General features: G+C 68.2%; 19 protein-coding genes. 12 read left to right on the top strand and 7 right to left on the bottom strand.

All coding sequences use genetic code 11. The annotated features are described in order from the left end of the window. Window positions 1-6: 6 nt before the first annotated feature. Both AB0K52_RS18850 and AB0K52_RS18845 read right to left on the bottom strand, forming a co-directional pair. A complete protein-coding gene (locus AB0K52_RS18850; protein WP_363533745.1) occupies window positions 7-636 on the bottom strand; it encodes a LysE family translocator in 630 nt (209 codons plus the stop codon). 694 nt (window positions 637-1,330) lie between these two features. After that, a complete protein-coding gene (locus tag AB0K52_RS18845) occupies window positions 1,331-2,830 on the bottom strand; it encodes a serine hydrolase domain-containing protein (protein ID WP_363533743.1) in 1,500 nt (499 codons plus the stop codon). 121 nt (window positions 2,831-2,951) lie between these two features. On the opposite strand from AB0K52_RS18845, the gene AB0K52_RS18840 reads away from it, so the two are divergent. Continuing rightward, window positions 2,952-3,596 carry a TetR/AcrR family transcriptional regulator gene (locus tag AB0K52_RS18840; RefSeq protein ID WP_363533740.1) on the top strand — a complete coding sequence of 215 codons (645 nt, stop codon included), beginning with the start codon at window positions 2,952-2,954 and terminating at the stop codon, window positions 3,594-3,596. Window positions 3,597-3,667: 71 nt separating this feature from the next. Here AB0K52_RS18840 and AB0K52_RS18835 read toward each other — a convergent pair whose 3' ends face one another. Both AB0K52_RS18835 and AB0K52_RS18830 read right to left on the bottom strand, forming a co-directional pair. After that, the gene (locus tag AB0K52_RS18835; RefSeq protein WP_363533737.1) at window positions 3,668-3,919 is read right to left on the bottom strand and encodes a DUF397 domain-containing protein; all 252 of its coding nucleotides are present in this window, start codon (window positions 3,917-3,919) and stop codon (window positions 3,668-3,670) included. After that, entirely contained in the window at window positions 3,912-4,691 is a 780-nt protein-coding gene (locus tag AB0K52_RS18830; protein WP_363533734.1) for a Scr1 family TA system antitoxin-like transcriptional regulator, read from the bottom strand. The genes AB0K52_RS18835 and AB0K52_RS18830 overlap by 8 nt, the downstream gene beginning before the upstream one ends. Window positions 4,692-5,187: 496 nt before the next feature. On the opposite strand from AB0K52_RS18830, the gene AB0K52_RS18825 reads away from it, so the two are divergent. From AB0K52_RS18825 to AB0K52_RS18805, 5 genes are all read left to right on the top strand, one after another. Then, on the top strand, window positions 5,188-5,400 hold the full coding sequence (locus tag AB0K52_RS18825; RefSeq protein ID WP_363533731.1) for a hypothetical protein: 213 nt from the start codon (window positions 5,188-5,190) through the stop codon (window positions 5,398-5,400). Continuing rightward, window positions 5,393-5,743 (top strand): hypothetical protein, encoded by a 351-nt coding sequence (locus tag AB0K52_RS18820; protein ID WP_363533728.1) that lies wholly within the window; start codon window positions 5,393-5,395, stop codon window positions 5,741-5,743. Before AB0K52_RS18825 ends, AB0K52_RS18820 begins: the two co-directional genes overlap by 8 nt. A gap of 142 nt (window positions 5,744-5,885) precedes the next feature. Continuing rightward, window positions 5,886-6,278, top strand: coding sequence for an NUDIX domain-containing protein (locus AB0K52_RS18815; RefSeq protein ID WP_363533931.1), 393 nt, complete (start codon window positions 5,886-5,888; stop codon window positions 6,276-6,278). Window positions 6,279-6,316: 38 nt separating this feature from the next. Continuing rightward, window positions 6,317-7,096 carry an SDR family oxidoreductase gene (locus AB0K52_RS18810; protein ID WP_363533725.1) on the top strand — a complete coding sequence of 260 codons (780 nt, stop codon included), beginning with the start codon at window positions 6,317-6,319 and terminating at the stop codon, window positions 7,094-7,096. 111 nt (window positions 7,097-7,207) lie between these two features. Beyond that, a complete protein-coding gene (locus tag AB0K52_RS18805; protein WP_363533722.1) occupies window positions 7,208-8,413 on the top strand; it encodes a sulfotransferase in 1,206 nt (401 codons plus the stop codon). Window positions 8,414-8,473: 60 nt separating this feature from the next. Here AB0K52_RS18805 and AB0K52_RS18800 read toward each other — a convergent pair whose 3' ends face one another. Beyond that, window positions 8,474-8,767: a hypothetical protein gene (locus tag AB0K52_RS18800; RefSeq protein WP_363533719.1), complete on the bottom strand. Its 294-nt coding sequence runs from the start codon at window positions 8,765-8,767 to the stop codon at window positions 8,474-8,476. A 128-nt stretch (window positions 8,768-8,895) separates the two neighbouring features. Then, window positions 8,896-9,939: a glycoside hydrolase family 43 protein gene (locus AB0K52_RS18795; protein WP_363533716.1), complete on the bottom strand. Its 1,044-nt coding sequence runs from the start codon at window positions 9,937-9,939 to the stop codon at window positions 8,896-8,898. Window positions 9,940-10,121: 182 nt separating this feature from the next. Between AB0K52_RS18795 and AB0K52_RS18790 the strand changes: the two genes are divergently transcribed. The 5 genes from AB0K52_RS18790 to AB0K52_RS18770 all read left to right on the top strand — a co-directional run bounded on the left by AB0K52_RS18790 (window position 10,122) and on the right by AB0K52_RS18770 (window position 15,602). Beyond that, window positions 10,122-10,868 (top strand): methyltransferase domain-containing protein, encoded by a 747-nt coding sequence (locus tag AB0K52_RS18790; RefSeq protein ID WP_363533713.1) that lies wholly within the window; start codon window positions 10,122-10,124, stop codon window positions 10,866-10,868. Between the two features lie 66 nt (window positions 10,869-10,934). After that, complete coding sequence (locus AB0K52_RS18785; protein ID WP_363533710.1) at window positions 10,935-11,813, top strand: class I SAM-dependent methyltransferase; 879 nt, start codon at window positions 10,935-10,937, stop codon at window positions 11,811-11,813. A 30-nt stretch (window positions 11,814-11,843) separates the two neighbouring features. Continuing rightward, on the top strand, window positions 11,844-12,527 hold the full coding sequence (locus AB0K52_RS18780; protein WP_363533707.1) for a hypothetical protein: 684 nt from the start codon (window positions 11,844-11,846) through the stop codon (window positions 12,525-12,527). 123 nt (window positions 12,528-12,650) lie between these two features. Further along, window positions 12,651-13,469: an NmrA family NAD(P)-binding protein gene (locus AB0K52_RS18775; protein ID WP_363533705.1), complete on the top strand. Its 819-nt coding sequence runs from the start codon at window positions 12,651-12,653 to the stop codon at window positions 13,467-13,469. Between the two features lie 150 nt (window positions 13,470-13,619). Continuing rightward, entirely contained in the window at window positions 13,620-15,602 is a 1,983-nt protein-coding gene (locus AB0K52_RS18770) for a potassium transporter Kup (protein WP_363533702.1), read from the top strand. A 51-nt stretch (window positions 15,603-15,653) separates the two neighbouring features. On the opposite strand, the gene AB0K52_RS18765 is transcribed toward AB0K52_RS18770, so the two are convergent. Then, window positions 15,654-16,520 carry an SDR family oxidoreductase gene (locus AB0K52_RS18765; protein WP_363533699.1) on the bottom strand — a complete coding sequence of 289 codons (867 nt, stop codon included), beginning with the start codon at window positions 16,518-16,520 and terminating at the stop codon, window positions 15,654-15,656. Between the two features lie 98 nt (window positions 16,521-16,618). Here AB0K52_RS18765 and AB0K52_RS18760 point away from each other — a divergent pair, with 98 nt between their 5' ends. After that, entirely contained in the window at window positions 16,619-17,011 is a 393-nt protein-coding gene (locus AB0K52_RS18760; RefSeq protein WP_363533696.1) for a helix-turn-helix domain-containing protein, read from the top strand. Window positions 17,012-17,054 lie beyond the last annotated feature (43 nt).

The following is a 17,054-nucleotide window of genomic DNA, read 5'->3' as shown; positions in this document are numbered from 1 at the left end:
CTTCTTTCACCGCTCGACCGCGAGGCTCACGCCCAGGCCGATGAACACGGTCCCGGTCGCCGCGTCCATCCGGCGCTTCACGACCTCTCGGCCCCGCAGCCACCGGCCGATCCGGCCCGCGAGGACGCCCACGGTGCCGTCGGCCAGGAATTCCAGGGCGATGAGCACCGCGCCGAGCACCGCGAACTGAAGCCAGATCGGCCCCGCTGCGGGGTCGACGAACTGGGGCAGGAAGGCCGCCATGAAGGTGAAGGTCTGCGGATTGGCCATCGAGCACACCGCGCCGTTGAGGAACGCGCGCCGGCCTGAGATGCCGCCGCTCGCGAGCGCTTCGGCCTGCTGTTGCTTTCGGTTGCGGATGATCTGGACGCCCAGGTAGACCAGGTACGCCGCGCCCGCGATGCGCAGCACGGTGAAGACGATGGGGAACGCGGTGAGCAGCACGGCCAGCCCCGCGGCGGCCGCGACGATGTAGAGCGCGTCGCCGGTGACCACGCCGAGCGTGGCGAGCAGGCCCGCGCGTGGGCCGCCGCGCATGCCGCACCCGAGGACCATCAGCATGTCGGGGCCAGGGGTGACCAGGGCGACGATGGTCGCGACCGTGAACACGGCGAGCAAGTGCGGATCGACTGGCATCGCCAAATCCTCTCACCCCCTATCGAAACGACGCGCACCGATTCGGCGAGGATCACCGCCCCACCCTGAAATCGATCTTGATGGTCATTGACCTGCGGATGCGCAGCGATGTCGGACCCCTGTGGGACAGTGGTCCTTTTCGGTTGGTCGGAGGCGGACAGCGGGTGGGTAAGGGGCATCCCCTACGCCCGCAGCAAAAGCACGGCCGGGCGCGGCGCAGCAAAGCTTCACGGCGCAGCGCGGCGAAGCGAACGCGCCCAGCCGAGATCCGCAGCCTCCTCACGCCCGCTCGACGCGAGCCGCCTCGCGAGGCGAGCCCGGGCGGTCCGCCTTCGGCTCGAACCCAGGCCGCCCGCCTCTGGGTGCGGGCCCAGGCCGCCCGCCTTTTGGCCCGAACCCGAGCGGTCCGCCCCGGCTCGGCCTCGGGCAGCCCGCCTCGCGGCTCGGCCTCGGGCAGCCCGCCTCCCGGCTCGAACCCGGGCCGCCCACCTCTAGGCACGAACCCGGGTGATCCGCCCCCGGCTCGAACCCGGGCGGTTCGCCCCCGGCTCGAACCCGGGCAGCCCGCCAACCCGGGCGGTTCGCCCCCGGCTCGAACTCGGGCAGCCCGCCTCTAGGCACGAACCCGGGCACCCCACCTCTAGGCACGGACCCGAGCGGTCCGCCTCCCGACTCGAACCCAGGCAGCCCACCTCTAGGCACGAACCCGGGTGATCCGCCCCCGGCTCGAACCCGGGCGGTTCGCTATGCGGCGCAAGCGCAGCCGCAAAGCGCCATGCCCCACACTCACCACCGCATGCACCACCGCGACCAGCGCGACGCCGTACAGACCCCAAGCAAGATCCGGCGCCATCAGCACATACAGCGTTCGGCTCGGCGCCATCCCCGGCACCGCGACACCCGCGCCATACGCCACGGCCGCCCCGCCGACCGTCCACCCGGCCATCGCCGCCCACACCCGCCACCGGCGACCCGCCGCCGCGACGCCCGCGCGGAGCCGCCGCACCGTCCCAATCACCAAGGACACACCGAGCACCAGCAACGCACCGACCGCCGCCAGCGCGGCCGGGTACACCCAGTCCGCCTCCAGCTCCTCCCCCGCGCCGCCCGCCGCAACACGCGCCGCGCCCAGCGCGGTCCCGACCAGCGCACCATCCTGGAAGTGGCCGTACGCATTCTGCGCGATCACCACCGCACGCCCCAGCTCCGGCAGCATCACGATCGCCGCCGAATACCCCGGCGCGCCCCCGGTGTGCCACACCGTGCTCGTACCGAGGTCGGCGTTCCGACCGTCGATCTTCCAGCCCAGCCCGTAGTCGATGCGCTCGTTCATCGCCGCCGCCGGAGACTGCATGAGCGCCACCGATTCCGCCGAGACCACACCATCCCCGCCCGGCAGACTCGCCGCCGCGAACGCCGCCAGATCCTTGACGCTGCCGCCGAGGTACCCGTAGCTCGGCCCGGTCGGATCGAACGGCGCGTCGATCGCGACCGGCTGACCGAACACGAACGTGTGCCCGTCAGGCACCGAGCCCGCAGCCGCCGCATCGGCGACCGCCGTGTCCATCCCCAACGGGTCCAACACCGCCTCACGCAGGTACTCCTCGTACGGCATCCCGGCGACCGATTCGACCAACGCGCCCAACACCAGGTAATTCGCGCTGGCGTACTCGAAATCGGTGCCCGGCTCGGCGAACCGTTCGGCCTCGGCGAGATCGGCGAGGGCTTCCCCGTACGGGTCGGAGCCGGGATCGAAGCGGTCGGTCACGCCGGTGCCTTCCGGGATGCCGCTGGTCTGTTCGAGGAGGTGGCGGACGGTGATGCGTTCGGCGTGTGCGGGATCGGCGAGGGTGAAGTCCGGCAGGTAGGTGCGCGCGAGTGCGTCGAGGTCGACGCGGCCGTCTTCGACGAGGGTCATCACCGCGGTGGCGGTGACGGGCTTGGCGACCGACCCCCACAAGAACGGGGTCGACTCGGTCATGCGCGCACCGTCGCCGTCCTCTCCCCAGGCTGCCTGGTGCTCGATGCCGTCGGCGGTGACGACCGCCCAGGCCGCACCCGGGACGTTCGTCTGCTCCAGGCGAGCCTCGATGTACGAGTCGAGTTCGGCGGTGTCGGTGGTCGGGGTTTGCGACGGCGGAAGCGGTCCGGCCGTGAGCGCGAGGGCCAGAGCGGCGAAGGCGGTGGTGTGCATGGGTTTCCTTGGGGCTGATCGCGGGGTGTCGCGGAAGGATCGGGTGGAGGATCGGAGGTGGAGCCGGATAACCATACGAGCATATGGCTTCCTCAAAACCATACACCGGTATGGTTAAGCCGTGCCCAGGACCGCTGACCACGACCTCCGCCGCAAGCAGATGGCGGACGCGACCCACCGACTCATCGCCCACGCCGGACTCGACGCCGCCACGATGGCCGGCGTCGCGCGCGAGGCGGGATTCTCGGTGGGCACGGTCCAGCACTACTTCGCTTCGAAGGACGAGCTGCTGCTTTTCGCCTACAAGCAGATGACCGAGCACCAGCTGGCGCGGGTCGCGCGCATGGTGGCGGAGGGTGAAGCCGACCGGCAGCCGATCCGGGAGATTCTGGCGAGATGCATGCCCGAGCTATGGCCGCTAGACGATGCGAGGCGGGGCGAATATCGAGTAGCGAAGGCCTTCCACGCCAGGGCACTTGATGTGCCGGCTGTCGCTGAGGTCGCGAGGGAAAGCGCGGCTGTGGTGCGCGGACAGATTGCTCGGGCGGTCAGCAACGGCAAGGAGTGTGGAGAGGTGGAGGATGGAACCGATGCCGAGCGCGCGGCGCTCGAGTTGTCGGCCATCATCACGGGCCTCGCCGACACCCTCTACACCGAACCCGCAGGCCCCCAAGGTGGCTCGAAGGTTGAGTCGGCCGCGAGGGCGATCCTCAGGGATCGGCTCAGCTCGTACTTCCCCGGCGAGTGCCGCCACCATGAGCGCTAAGCCAGCCCACGCAAACGCCCCCGGCTCCGGGACGGGAGCCGGGGGCGACGAGTTTGCGGCGGCCTCGCCGGTCAGTCGCGGTCAGCGATGCGGAGGAGGCCAGTGAAGTCCGAGGCAGTCAGATCGAAGACCGGAGAGTCGTGCCCAAGCTTCGAGTCCCGAACCTGGAAGCCGGCGGCGGTGTTCCGAGCCTCAAGGCAGTCAGATTGACCGGAGTTACTGCTCCGTGAGCTCTTCCGCCAGGTCCGGCGGCACTCAACACAATCAGCTTGAGCAGAATTGGCGCTCCGAGAGCTCTTCCGCCAGCTGGTGAACTCAGCCATCGAGGAACCTTCCGATTCGGCTCGCGTCATCCAACATGACGCTCGAAAACCGATCATACAAGGCGATCTTCTCAGGCTCGACGATGTGACGGCTCTGGTCGAGCGTCTCGACGAAGACGAAATCCGGCCCAGCGCCAGGTCGTCTGCCGGGCCGGAAGATCTCGAAGGCATGGGTCGCGATGTATGGCCGCTGAACCACAAAAACCTCGCAATTCGGCAGGTTGTCGATCTCGAGCAGCCGGTCTATCTGCGCCTTCCGCTCGGTCTTCGTGAGGCGCTTCAAGCCCATGACCTCGTCGACGGGCTGGAGGAACTTGGTCTGCGGCGCATCACTCCGGCCGAAGAAGTCAACCTGCCTACGCTGCTTCCGCAGCCAGTGTTTGATCTTGAAAGCGGGACCTTCCAAAGGATCGGCAAGTTCCTTCATGTGGTAATCCTCGGTTTGGGAAAGGCCGGAGAGTTGCAGAGGATCCCACTTGATGATCTCGCCGTAGTGTCGCTCGGCGCTCTCAACGATGAACAGGTTCCGCTTCCCCAAATCCGAGATCAGATCCGGTCCTTCGTTGAGCTGCTCAATGACATGCTCAAGGAAGGCGCCTCGCGCCGGCGCTACCTGCAGGGTTCGGCAGATAAGCGCGACATTGGCTTTGTCGGGGAGCCGGTCGCCGATCTCCCAGCCTCGGATCGTGTTGGCATGCTTTCCGATCGCCGCGCCAAGCCTGGTTCGCGACCAGCTTCGTTCTTCGCGAATCGAGATCAGCTCGGCCGTCACAAATGCCTCGATGAGATCCGAGTACCGACGAGACCCCATAGCGTTGCTCCCCTGCGCTGGGTCGATGACTGGTGGTAGTCGATGATCCCACGTTGCGCCACAAGCAAAACCCTCGACACGGCAACCAATCTTCGTGCACAACAACGTCGCACAATATTTTCGTTCAATTATTGTGCATCGGCATTGTGACACCATCACTGAACGACGACCTTTCAAGGGCGACATACCTATTGACCAGGCGAAACATCGCCTATGTTGGATTCATCGCGGGTCGCCTCCCGGCTCGCGAGCGGTGGGAATGCCGAGGAGCGACTGCCCTGCAGGGCATCTGATGGGGCTCCTCGACAATCTCACTGTCGGCTATCCGACACACTCTGCAATGGAGGTTGCGATGTTCAGCAAACCCAGTCCGGTCCCGTTGGAGCGGGGTCAGTTCAGTGATGGCCGACGCGTGTTCGTCGTCCGGGCCTCATCCCCCGATGCTCCCGACTCATTCATGGTGCACACGAAGGGGAACCAGTCCGATGTCATCCTGCTCGTCTCGGGCCTGAACTCCGGCGCCCTCCACGCGACCTGGAGCGAAGAATGGCGCTCCGCCACACCCGAATGGCGCGAGTGGGCGCGCAACAACGCCTTCAAGGCCTTCCACACCACCATCCGCGCCGTCGAACCCGCCGCTCCCGGAAAGATCAGGTTCTGCCGTGGCTGAGACGACCTTCGCCAACCCGCCCGAACCCTCCGAGCCCTCCGAGCCCTCCGATTCTTTCGACGCCTTCGCACCCTCCGAACCGGAAGGAGAGCACTGCCTCGGTAAGTTCCGGCGGCACCCGGTCGAGTTCTCCGTCGTCTTCACCTCGACACCGCCCGACGCACCGAGCGTCTACCGGGTCGATTGCGATGACGGCGTCGGCCCGCACGAGGTCTGCCGCTTCGGCGACGACCCCGACCAGCCCGTCTCCTGGCGCGGCGCGTGGCAGGGCGACGAATGGTGCCGATGGATTATTCGAAACGCCCGCGAGTTGGTCACCAATCCCAGCCGCTTCGACTTCTAGACTTGACTCCGAGGCCGGTCGAACAAGGTGGAGTTCGACCGGCCTCACTCCGTCCCCCATCGGGCGCCCTCCATCCTTATCCTCAGATCGGCGCCAATGCGAGCCAAAGCATCGTTGTCGATATATATCTAAGGAGTCGGTGATCTCTATGCGAGAAGCGATCGTGGCGATCATCAAGCGCGACAACACGGTGCTGATCATCGAGCGCGGGCCCGAAGCCCGTCGGCCCGGGTACTGGGCGCCGTTGAGCGGGACCATCGAGCCGGGCGAGTCCCAGGAGGAGGCGCTCGTGCGGGAGGTCCGCGAGGAAGTCGGGCTCGTCGTCACCCCGCTGGCGAAGGTGTGGGAGTCGCCCACCGACGACGGCACCTACGTCCTGCACTGGTGGACGGCAGAGGCCGAGAGCGGCCCGGTGAGCGCCGATCCCCGCGAGGTGAGCGGCTTCCGCTGGGTCACCGCCGCCGAGTTCCTCGACATGGAGCGGACGTTCGAAGGCGACCGCGAGTTCTTCGAGAAGATCCTGCCCCAGCTGTAGGCGCCCGGCAGTCGATGAGGGGGCGTTAGGGTTCGGGCATGAGCGCACAGGAGTACCTCGCCGAACTGTTCTCACTCGAAGGGCGCGTCGCCGTCGTGACCGGCGGGAGTTCCGGGATCGGGAAGGGCATCGCCACCGCGCTGGCGCGCGCGGGGGCGAAGACGGTGGTCGTGGCTCGTGGCCGGGAAGCATTGACCGCCACCGTGGATGAGCTGACCGCGCTCGGCTGCGAAGCGGCCTGGGTGACCGGCGACCTGAGCGGGCGCGACGCCATCCGAGAGGCGGGCGAGGCCGCAGCAGAGGTCTACGGGGAGCCGGACATCCTCGTCAACTCCGCCGGGATCAACCTGCGGCCGCCCATGGGCGAGATCGACGAAGGCGTCTGGGACGCCACGATGACGGTGAACCTGGAGGCCCCGTTCCTGCTCGGGCAGCGGTTCGGGCCGGGCATGGCGGAGCGCGGATTCGGGCGGATCATCCACGTGACCTCGCAGCAGGCGCACCGCGCGTTCGTGCAGAGCGGCGCGTACGGCGTCTCCAAGGGCGCCTTGGAATCCCTGGCCCGGTCGCAGGCCGAGGCCTGGTCGCCCCACGGGGTCACCTGCAACACGCTGGTGCCCGGCTTCGTGATGACACCGCTGAACGAGCGGCTCTCGTCCGACCCCGAGAAGGTGGCGGCCCTGGCCGCGCGCACCATGACCGGCCGCAACGGCCTCGCCGAGGACTTCGCGGGGGCGGCCGTGTTCCTGGCCGGCACCGCCTCGGCGTACGTGACCGGGCAGGCGCTGTTCGTGGACGGCGGGCTGTCGGTCCACTGACTGCCGCCGGCGTACAGCGCGTGCTTCCCGGTGCCGCCGGGGACTACCAGGGGTAGTCTGTCGGTGCCAGCTGTCGCCTTGCGGGCCTTGCGCTCCGAAAGGAATACCCCCATGAGCCGGACCACCCTGACCGCCAGCCTCGTGAACGCGATGCTGCGACCCTCCTTCAAGGGCCGCAAGCGGCCCCTCGAGACCTGGCAGCGCACCGTCGCCGCGATCGAGAAGTCGACCGGATGGTCGACCGCCGGGGACGAAGAGTTCACCGCCGACCTGGGATTCCATCTGCAATGCCTCGCCGAGGACCCGCAGCTGACGCCGCTCGGCTGGCAGTCGGGCATCGAAGACGCGGCGAAACGCCAGGAGAACCGGCTGCGCATCCGGCAGCGGTTGCTCGAGCATCCGGAGATCGCCGACGAGCGGATCGTCGCCCCGGTCTTCGTCGTAGGCCTGCCGCGCACGGCGACCACGTTGGCGCACAAGATCCTCGCCGCCTCTGACGCGCATCGCGGCCCGCTCATGTGGGAGATGATGCGCACCGACATCCCGCAGCACCGGGCCGAGGCCGACAAAGCGATCAAGAGCCTCGAGTCCGGAACCCGCATGATGGTCAGGTTCTCCCCGTCATGGGAGGTCATCCACCCCATGCGGGTGCATTCGCCCGAGGAGTCGATGCTCATCCTGCCGCACGGGACCTATCACCTGATCCTGCGCGGGGCGCTGCCGAAGTACCGGCGGTGGCTGGCGGGCCGCGACTGCACCCCCGACTACCTGTATCTGAAGCGGGCGCTCCAAGTGCTGCAGTACCAGCGCGAGCCGAAGCGCTGGATGCTCAAGTACCCGGCGCACCTCAACGACATGGAGGTCATCAAGCGCGTCTTCCCGGACGCGACCTTCGTGTGGACGCATCGCGACCCGACCACCGTCATGGGCTCGGTCTGCTCGCTCATGGAGACCTCGTGGTCGCTGTACCAGCGCCGCCTCGACTTCGCGTCGATCGGGCAAGTGGCGCTGAGCCTGCTGGTCGAGTCGATCGAGGCAGGCAGGAAGGCGCGGCTCTCACTCCCGGCGGAGTCCATCGTGGATGTTCCCTATCACCGGCTCAACTCGGACCCGGTGAACGAGGTCCCCAAGCTGTACCAGGCGATCGGCGCCGAGTGGACCGCCAAGGACGCGGGCAACCTCGAGAACGTCCTGGCCCGGCCGGTGCGCGACCGCCGGCACGAGTACTCGCTTTCGCGCTACGGTCTGACCATTCAGGCGGTCGAGGACGCCTTCGGTGACTACACCCGCCTCTGCGGGACGCTCAACACGCGCTGACACACACGCTGCAGGCCGGTCTATCCGGAGGATGCACCGGCCCGCAGCGATTTCCCGGCCTTACAGGCCGGTCTGGTTCCGGAAGTCCTCGATGGACCCTTGGGCGCCTTCGACACCCTCCTGTGCTTGGCCTTGCACGCCTTCGACGCCCTCTTGGAACTGGCCCTGGGCGTTCTCGACGCCTTCCTGCGCCTGCCCCTGGAGGTCTTCCGCCGCGCCGCCGAACTGCTCGCCGAGCTGGTCGACCGGCGCGTCCGCCGCGCCGCCGATCATCTCCTCGGCCTTGCCTTTGGCGTCTTCGACGGCCCCCGAGAACATGTCCTTCAGCTCATTGAACTTGTCCGCAAAACCCATGGTGTACCCCCTTGTTCGCGTTGGCCTCTCCAACTATAGGGGTTTGCCCCGAAAAGCCGAAATGCACCGACACGATGTGTCACGGTCCACCCCATGCAAGGAGGTGCGGCGGTCGCGGCCGTCCGAGGTCAGTCGCCGTCGAGGTCGGTGCGCTGGCGCACCACGCGCAGGTCGTCGCCATCCCAGGCCATCTCGTAGAGCTTGCCGCGCGCGCCGGTGAAGGGGCGGTGGAGGACGAGCATGAGGTCGCCTTCGAAGGTGGTGAAGAGCATCCCGTGGCCGGAGTCGCCGCGCACGAGCGGTTCCCTTTGCTCCCAAGGGCCTTCGAGGCGGCCGGAGGGGGACACGGCCCAGGTCTGGACGTAGTCGCCGTCCACGCCGCCGGGGGTGAGGCGGTTCTTCTCGTAGGTCGACCACAGGCACACGAGGGCGCCGCCGGGGGCGCGGACCAGCTGCGGGCCGTCCGTCACGTAGGGCGCGAGCTGGTGCGGGACCCCGGCCGGGATCTCGCGGGTGAGCCAGGGGGCGTCCGATCCCTTGAAGAGCAGCACCGCGTCGCCCGCGACCGCGTCCAGGCGGTCGTTGAGCGGGAACGCCTCAATGGTGCCGTCGATGCGCTGCAGCCACTCGTTGGCGTAGACCATCCAGGGACGGCCGTCGTCGTCGGTGAACAGCGTGCCGTCGAGGGTCATCAGCTCGGGCGGCAGGATCGGCGCGTCGGGCTTGAGCATCCGGAACGGGCCGGTGAGGGCGTCGGCTACCGCGACGATCGTGGAGCGGCGGTAGTTCGGGACCGGGAACGGCGTGCCGTACTCCCCCGGCCCGGGCACCGGCAGCGGCACGTCGGTGTTGTGCAGGGTGGTGAAGAGGTACCAGCGGCCGTTCCGGCGGTGCACCTCGGGTGCCCACGCGCCGTGCATCGCCCACGGCGACTCCTCTTCGGCGACAAGGAAGACCGGCACGGGCTCGGCCCAGTTGAGAAGGTCGCGGGACCGGTAGCACATCGTGCCGACCCCGGCGCTCGACAGCGGGCCGGTCGCCGTGGCGGTGAACCCCTGGCTGGCGGTGTAGAGGTGGTAGAGACCCGACTCCGCGTCGGCGACCACGTAGGGGTCGTGCAGCGGCATCTCGGGCAGGCGCAGCGGGAAGGCGGACGGCATCGGCTCGCTCATGCCGAAAACGCTATCAGGGCGATATCCGCTCGACACGACGGTCGCTCGGGTCGTACAGTGCGGCGGTCAACGCAGGTCCACGACTTCTGGAGATGATTTTTTGAAGGTCCACGCGCACGCGGCCGGCCTCGCCCGACCGCTCCACGACACCGTCATCAATTCATCGAAAGCAAAGGACCACTGTGGATCTCCCACTTTCCATCGTCATCGCCGAGAGCAGCCACCGCATCCACAACCCCGTCGATAGCCGCAAGCAGGCCGAACTCGGCCGGGGCCTCGGCCTCAAGCCCGGCCAGACCATGCTCGACCTCGCCAGCGGCTCGGGCGAGCTGCTCTGCACCTGGGCCCGCGACTTCGGGATCGGCGGCACCGGCGTCGACATCAGCACCGCGTTCACCGCGCGCGCCAAGGCCCGCGCCGCCGAACTCGGCGTCGCCGACCGCTGCGAGTTCGTGCACGGCGACGCCGCCGGGCACGTCGCGGACGCGCCCGTCGACATCGCCGCGTGCATCGGCGCCAGCTGGATCGGCGGCGGCACCGCCGGCACCGTCGCGCTCCTCGAGCAGAGCCTGCGGCCGGGCGGCCTCATGCTCATCGGCGAGTGCTACTGGCGGCAGGACCCGCCCGACGAGGCGACCGTCAAGGGCTGCTACGCCGAGACCAAGGACAGCCTGTTCTCGCTCGCGGGGCTGTTCGACCACTTCGACGCCATCGGCTACGACGTCGTCGAGATGGTCTTGGCCGACCAGGACAGCTGGGACCGGTACGCGGCCCCGCACTGGCTGAACATCCGCCGCTGGCTCGACGAGAACCCGGGCCACGACCTCGCCGAGGAGATGCGGCACAAGCTCGACGTCGAGCGCCGCAACCACGTGCGATACCAGCGCGACTACCTCGGATGGGGCATCTTCGCCCTAATGAAGCGCTGAGGCTCCCCGGTCCGGCGCGGCATGCGCCGGACCGGGTCGCACCACGCCTGGCTTAAACTGATCCGCATGGGGAACCAAGGGGATCAAACCGGTTGGCGCGACCGGAACCATGCGCTTTGGGACGAGCGGGTCGACATCCACGCCGTTAGCGCCTCGTACAACATTGACGGGTTCCTCAAGGGCGACGACGTGCTCATGGACTTCGAGCCCGGTGAGATCGGCGACGTGACGGGCAAGCGCCTGGTGCACTTGCAGTGCCACATGGGGCAGGAGACCCTGACGTGGCTACGGCGCGGCGCCTCGCGCGTCGTAGGTCTCGACTTCTCCGAGTCGGCAATCGGCCGGGCGCGCGAGCTCGCGGCTGAACTCGGATTCTCGTCGACTGAGGCGGCGTTCACGGTCGCCGACCTCTACGACGCACCGAACGCTCTGCCCGAGACGGAGTTCGACGTCGTCTACGTCAGCATGGGGTCGATCAACTGGCTGCCCGACATCGGACGGTGGGCACGGATCGTCGCGGATCTCCTGATCCCCGGCGGGATTCTCTACCTCAATGAGTTCCACCCGGTGACGCATGTGCTCGACGAGGCGACGGGCACGCGATTCGTGCATGACTACATCACCTCACAGGCGATGGTGCGCGAGGCGCCGGGTACGTACACCGACTCGGACCGATCGGCGCCCACGGTGCACAACACCGCGATCGAGTGGATCCACAGCCTCGGCGACGTGCTGTCAGCGCTCGCGGTGGCGGGACTGCGGCTGGAGTTCCTGCACGAGCACGACAGGACGGTCTTCCGCCACTTCGCGAACTTCGAGCGAGGCGCGGACGGCTGGTGGGGGCCGCCACCCGGGCAGCCGCGGATCCCGCTGCTCTACTCACTCAAGGCATCCAAGCCCCTGAACTTATCGACAGGCATCACTTGCGGCAGCTCCCTATACTGAAGATCCCCTTCTCCCGTTAAGGAGTTCGCTGTGGACTGGGATGCCGTCCAGGCGATCGGCGTGATCGTCACCCTTGCCTTCCTCGGCTACCAAATGCGCCTACAGAGCCAGGCTCTGAAGGGCGACAGCAAACTCCGCGAGTTCGAGCTGTACCAGAGCCTGCTCAACCAGCACACCGAGCTGCTGAAGATGGCCGATCAGGACCCGGCGCTGAACCTGATCTGGGAGCCGCTGGACCCCGAACGCAAGCGCGAACTCGATGCGGCGCAGGCATCGCGCGACTGGGGCGCCTGGAGCATCATGACGCCCGACGAGCAGCGCGGCTACCGCTACATCCGGTATGCGATCGAGCTGTTCGAGCAGGCGCACAAGGTGAACCAGTACGGAATGCTCGACAAGGAGATCTGGCGGAAGTGGGTCTCCTGGATGGAGATCTGGCCGCGTACCCGATACTTCACGTACATGTGGCAGGACAACGCGCGCAAGTTCATGCCGAGCTTCGTCGATGCCTATTGGGACCTGGTGCGCGAGAGCGGCGAAATGGACCGCCGGGCGAGAATCGACCGGGCGCACCTGACCGACCCGCTGCACGACGACGATGTGCTCGACAACAGTTCGATGGCCGAGCAGGACGTTCCTGAGCAAACGGCAGAGCTTGTTGCCCCCGAATCGCCTGCGGTGGAAGCGGTCCGGCCCGAGCGGCAGGAGTCTTAGGACCAGCGGCGCATCCGCTTCCCCGCCGCTGGTCCGATGGCATTGCGCCCCTGCGGTTCTAGCGTTGGCCCGGCCACCACAGGGACCGTGCCCGCGGCCCCGGCCAACCGAGAGGGAACTGCGATGACCATCCTCGTCACCGGCGCGACCGGCAATGTCGGACGACACCTCGTCGAGCAGCTGCACGCCGCGAACCAACCCGTGCGGGCGCTCACCCGCGACCCCGCCGACGCGGGCCTACCGGCCGGCGTCGACGTCCGCGCGGGGGACTTCACCGACTTCGCGAGCCTCGAAGCCGCGCTCCAAGGCGTCACCGCACTCCACCTCATGACCGCCTTCGGCCCCGGCAACACCACCGTCCCGAACAGCCGCGACCTCGTCGACGCCGCCGTCAAGGCCGGGGTGCGGCGCGTGACCCTCCTCTGGAACGGCCACACGGGGCCGGTGGAGGAGGCCGTCGAAGACTCCGAGCTCGAGTACACCCACCTGCGGCCCGGCGAGTTCATGTCGAACGCGCTCGGCTGGGCCGAGATGATCCGCGCCGAAGGGGTCGTGCGCGAGGCCTACGGCGAGGTCGGCCACTCGCCCGTCGACGTGCGCGACATCGCCGCCGTCGCCGTCCGCGCCCTCACCGAGGACGGCCACGCCGGGCAGGCGTACATGCTCACGGGCCCCGAAGTGCTCACCGTCCCGCAGCAGGTCGAGGCCATCGCCGCCGCGCTCGGCAGCGAGGTGCGGTACGAGGCCGAAGACCCCGAGGGCGCGAAGGAGCGGATGCGCGCCATGGGCATCGAGGAGCACGCCATCGACTACGTGCTCGACTGGCGCGCCGATCCGCCCCCGTTCGCGCGCGAGGTCTACCCGAGCGTTGCCGATGTGACCGGCCGTCCCGCCCGGACGTTCGCCGAATGGGCGAAGGACCACGCCGAGTCCTTCCGGTAGGAGCCCGGCCCCGGCGGCGACCGGGGCCGACTCCCAGGTCACAAGGTGTTCCGGATTACGTCACTCGGTGGTCGGGAACCCATTTCGCGCGGTATCGTCCATCGGTCGGATCGGACCGATGGCGCCGATCCTCGAGAAGGAGTAACCGTCGTGACCGCCCAGTACGACGCGAGCACGTCCGATCCCGCCCCGGCACCGGAGCCGCAGCCCGCGCCCGCCAGACACGCCGCCACGCCCCGCGGCACCCTCAGGCTCGCCCTCGCCGTCGGCGCCCTCGGCGTCGTCTTCGGCGACATCGGCACCAGCCCGATCTACGCCCTGCAGACCCTGTTCAACCCGGCCGACCCCCACCCCGTGCCGATCAACGACAACAACGTCTTCGGGCTCATCTCCCTCATCTTCTGGTCGATGATGATCACCGTCACGATCTTCTACGTCATGCTCGCCATGCGCGCCGACAACGACGGCGAGGGCGGCATCATGGCCCTCATCACCCTCATCCGCCGCCACACCGACGGACGCGGCCGCAAGACGAGCCTCGTCCTCGCCGCCCTCGGCATCTTCGGCGCGTCCCTGTTCCTCGGCGACTCGATGATCACCCCCGCGATCTCCGTGCTCTCCGCCGTCGAAGGCCTCAAAGTGATCGACCCCAGCTTCGAATCCTGGGTCATCCCGCTCACCGCCGTCATCATCGTGCTGCTCTTCGTCTTCCAGCGGAAGGGCACCGCGAGCATCGGGCGGCTCTTCGGGCCCGTCATGATCGTCTGGTTCCTCACCCTCGCCGCGCTCGGCATCGGCGGCATCGCCCACCACCCCGACATCCTCAAAGCCCTCAACCCGGTCTACGCCGTCGAATTCCTCTTCGGGCACTTCCACATCGGGTTCTTCGCGCTCGCCGCCGTCGTGCTCACCTTCACCGGCGCCGAAGCCCTCTACGCCGACATGGGCCACTTCGGGCGCAAGAACATCACCGCCGGCTGGATCTTCCTCGTCTTCCCCGCGCTCCTGCTCAACTACATGGGCCAGGGCGCGATGATCCTCGAGAGCCCCGCCAACGTGAGCGGCCCGTTCTTCCTCCTCGCCCCCGAGTCGGGCCGCGTCCCGCTGCTCGTGCTCGCCACCACCGCCACCGTGATCGCCTCCCAGGCCGTCATCACCGGCGCGTACTCCGTCGCCTCCCAGGCCTCCAAACTCGGATACCTGCCGCGCCTGCGCATCTCCCACACCTCCGAGCACGAGATCGGCCAGATCTACGTGCCCTGGATCAACTGGCTGCTCATGCTCTCGGTGCTCACGCTCGTGTTCGCGTTCCGCAGCTCCGCGTCGCTCGCGTACGCGTACGGCATGGCCGTCATCGGCACCATCACCATCGTCACGCTGCTGTTCTTCTACATCGCGCGCACCCAGTGGCACGCGCCGCGCTGGCTCGTCTTCGCCGGCGGCGGCCTCCTGCTCGCCTTCGACCTGCTGTTCCTCGCCGCCAACAGCACCAAGATCGTGCACGGCGCGTGGCTCCCGCTCGTCATCGGCGTCACCGCGTTCACCGTCATGGTCACCTGGCAGCGCGGCCGCGAGATCGTGACCGCCAAGCGCAGCCGCATGGAAGGCGCCCTCACCGAGTTCATCGACCGGCTCAACGCCGGCGAACCCAAGGTCGCCCAGGTCCCCGGCACCGCCGTGTTCCTCAACCGGGGCGCCGAGACCGCGCCGCTCGCCATGCGCGCCAACATGGAGCGCAACCACGTGCGCCACGCCCAGATCGTCATCCTCTCCGTCGAGGTCGAACCGGTGCCGCGCGTCGCCGAAGCCGACCGCGTCATCGTCGACGACCTCGGCCTCGCCCACGACGGCATCATCCACGTCACCGCCCGGTTCGGCTACATGGAGTCCCAGGACGTGCCCGCCGCCCTGCGGCTGGTCAAATCGCGCCAGTCCGAGGGACGCAAGCTCAAGCTCAAGGACGCCACGTACTTCCTCTCCACGATCCAGCTGCGCCCCGGCCCCAAGAGGACCATGGCGAAATGGCGCAAGCGCCTGTTCATCGCCACCTCGCACATCACCGCCGACGCCGCCGACCACTTCAAGCTCCCACGCGAGCGGACGGTGATCATGGGCTCCCACATCGACATCTGAGCAGCGGAACGGCCCGCGGGGACCACCCCGCGGGCCGTGCTCGTCGCCTGCCTACGCCTGAGCGGCCCGCAGACCCTCGGTGATGGAGTGCGCGATCGGGGTCGTCGGACGCCCGATGAGCTTCGACAGGTCGCCGGTCTGCACGGCCAGCAGGCCGCGCGAGATCGCGTCCTCGACGCCGACGAGGATCGCCGCGAACGGGTCGGGCACGCCCGCGCCGACCAGGATCTCGCGGTGCTGCTCGCCCGGGACGCGGTTCACCGCGACATCCTCGCCCAGCTGGAGCGAGACCTCCGCCGCGTACTCCTCGTACGTCCAGGCGTCGTCCCCGCTGAGCTCGTACTCCTTGTTCTCGTGGCCCTCGGTGGTGAGCACCGCGACCGCCGCCGCCGCGAAGTCGGCGCGGGTGGCGCTCGCGATCCTCGCGCCCTCGGCCGCGCTGGTCAGGACCCCGCCGTTCGCGAGGACCTGGCCCAGGGCGCCGGTGTAGTTCTCGTGGTACCAGCCGTTGCGCAGCAGCACGTACGGGAGGCCCGAGTCGATGAGGTACCGCTCGGTGATCTGGTGCTCGCGGGCGAGCTCGAAGTCGGCGGCCGGGCCGCCGAGGACGCTGGTGTAGCCCAGGAGCGCGACGTTCGCGGCCTTCGCCGCGTCGATGACGGCCTTGTGCTGGGGCACGCGCTGGCCGACTTCGCTGCCGGAGATGAGGAGGACCTTCTCCCCCTCCTTGAAGGCGTCGGCGAGGGTGGCGGGCTCGTTGTAGTCGGCGACGCGGACCTCGACGCCGAGCTCGCCGAAGCGCACGGCCTTGGCGGGGTCGCGCACGACGACGGCGACCTGCTCCACGGGGACCTGGTCGACGAGGCCTTCGACGACGAGACGGCCGAGTTGGCCGGTGGCTCCGGTGACGACGATCATTTCGATGCTCCTTCAGCTGGCGATTCGGTCTACCATTGCACTTACCAAATGAAAGCACAATCAATTCGAAAGTACTGTAGCCGAGGTAACATCGCGTCATGAGCACCCAGCCCACCGAACTCTTCCCCGGATTCGAAGTGCAGGCCGAGGGCTGCGAATCGCGCAACATCCTCGACCACATCACCGGGCGCTGGGGCACGCTCGTGCTGCTCGCCCTGCACGAGGGGCCGAAGCGGTTCAGCGAGATCAGGCGGGCCGTGCAGGGCATCAACGAGAAGGCCCTGGCCCAGAGCCTCAAGCACTTCGAACGCGACGGCATCGTGGACCGGCTCGCGCCCGAGGAGGGCTACCCCTCCCGCGTCGAATACCGGCTCACCGAGGTCGGCGCCGGGCTCGAGCAGCGGCTGCGCGAGCTCGTGGTGCACCTGTACGAGGAGATGCCGAAGGTGCTCGACTCGCATGCGGCGTACGACTCGCGCCGCTCGTCCTAATTCTTCACTCGACCTGTTCGAAATACCAGGTAGCGGGCGCGAG

Origin of the sequence: Glycomyces sp. NPDC049804 (assembly GCF_040674615.1) — a bacterium.
In the GTDB taxonomy this organism is placed as follows: domain Bacteria; phylum Actinomycetota; class Actinomycetes; order Mycobacteriales; family Micromonosporaceae; genus Glycomyces; species Glycomyces niveus.
Note: the sequence above shows the minus strand (reverse complement) of the source record. Positions and strands in the feature narration are given on the sequence as shown.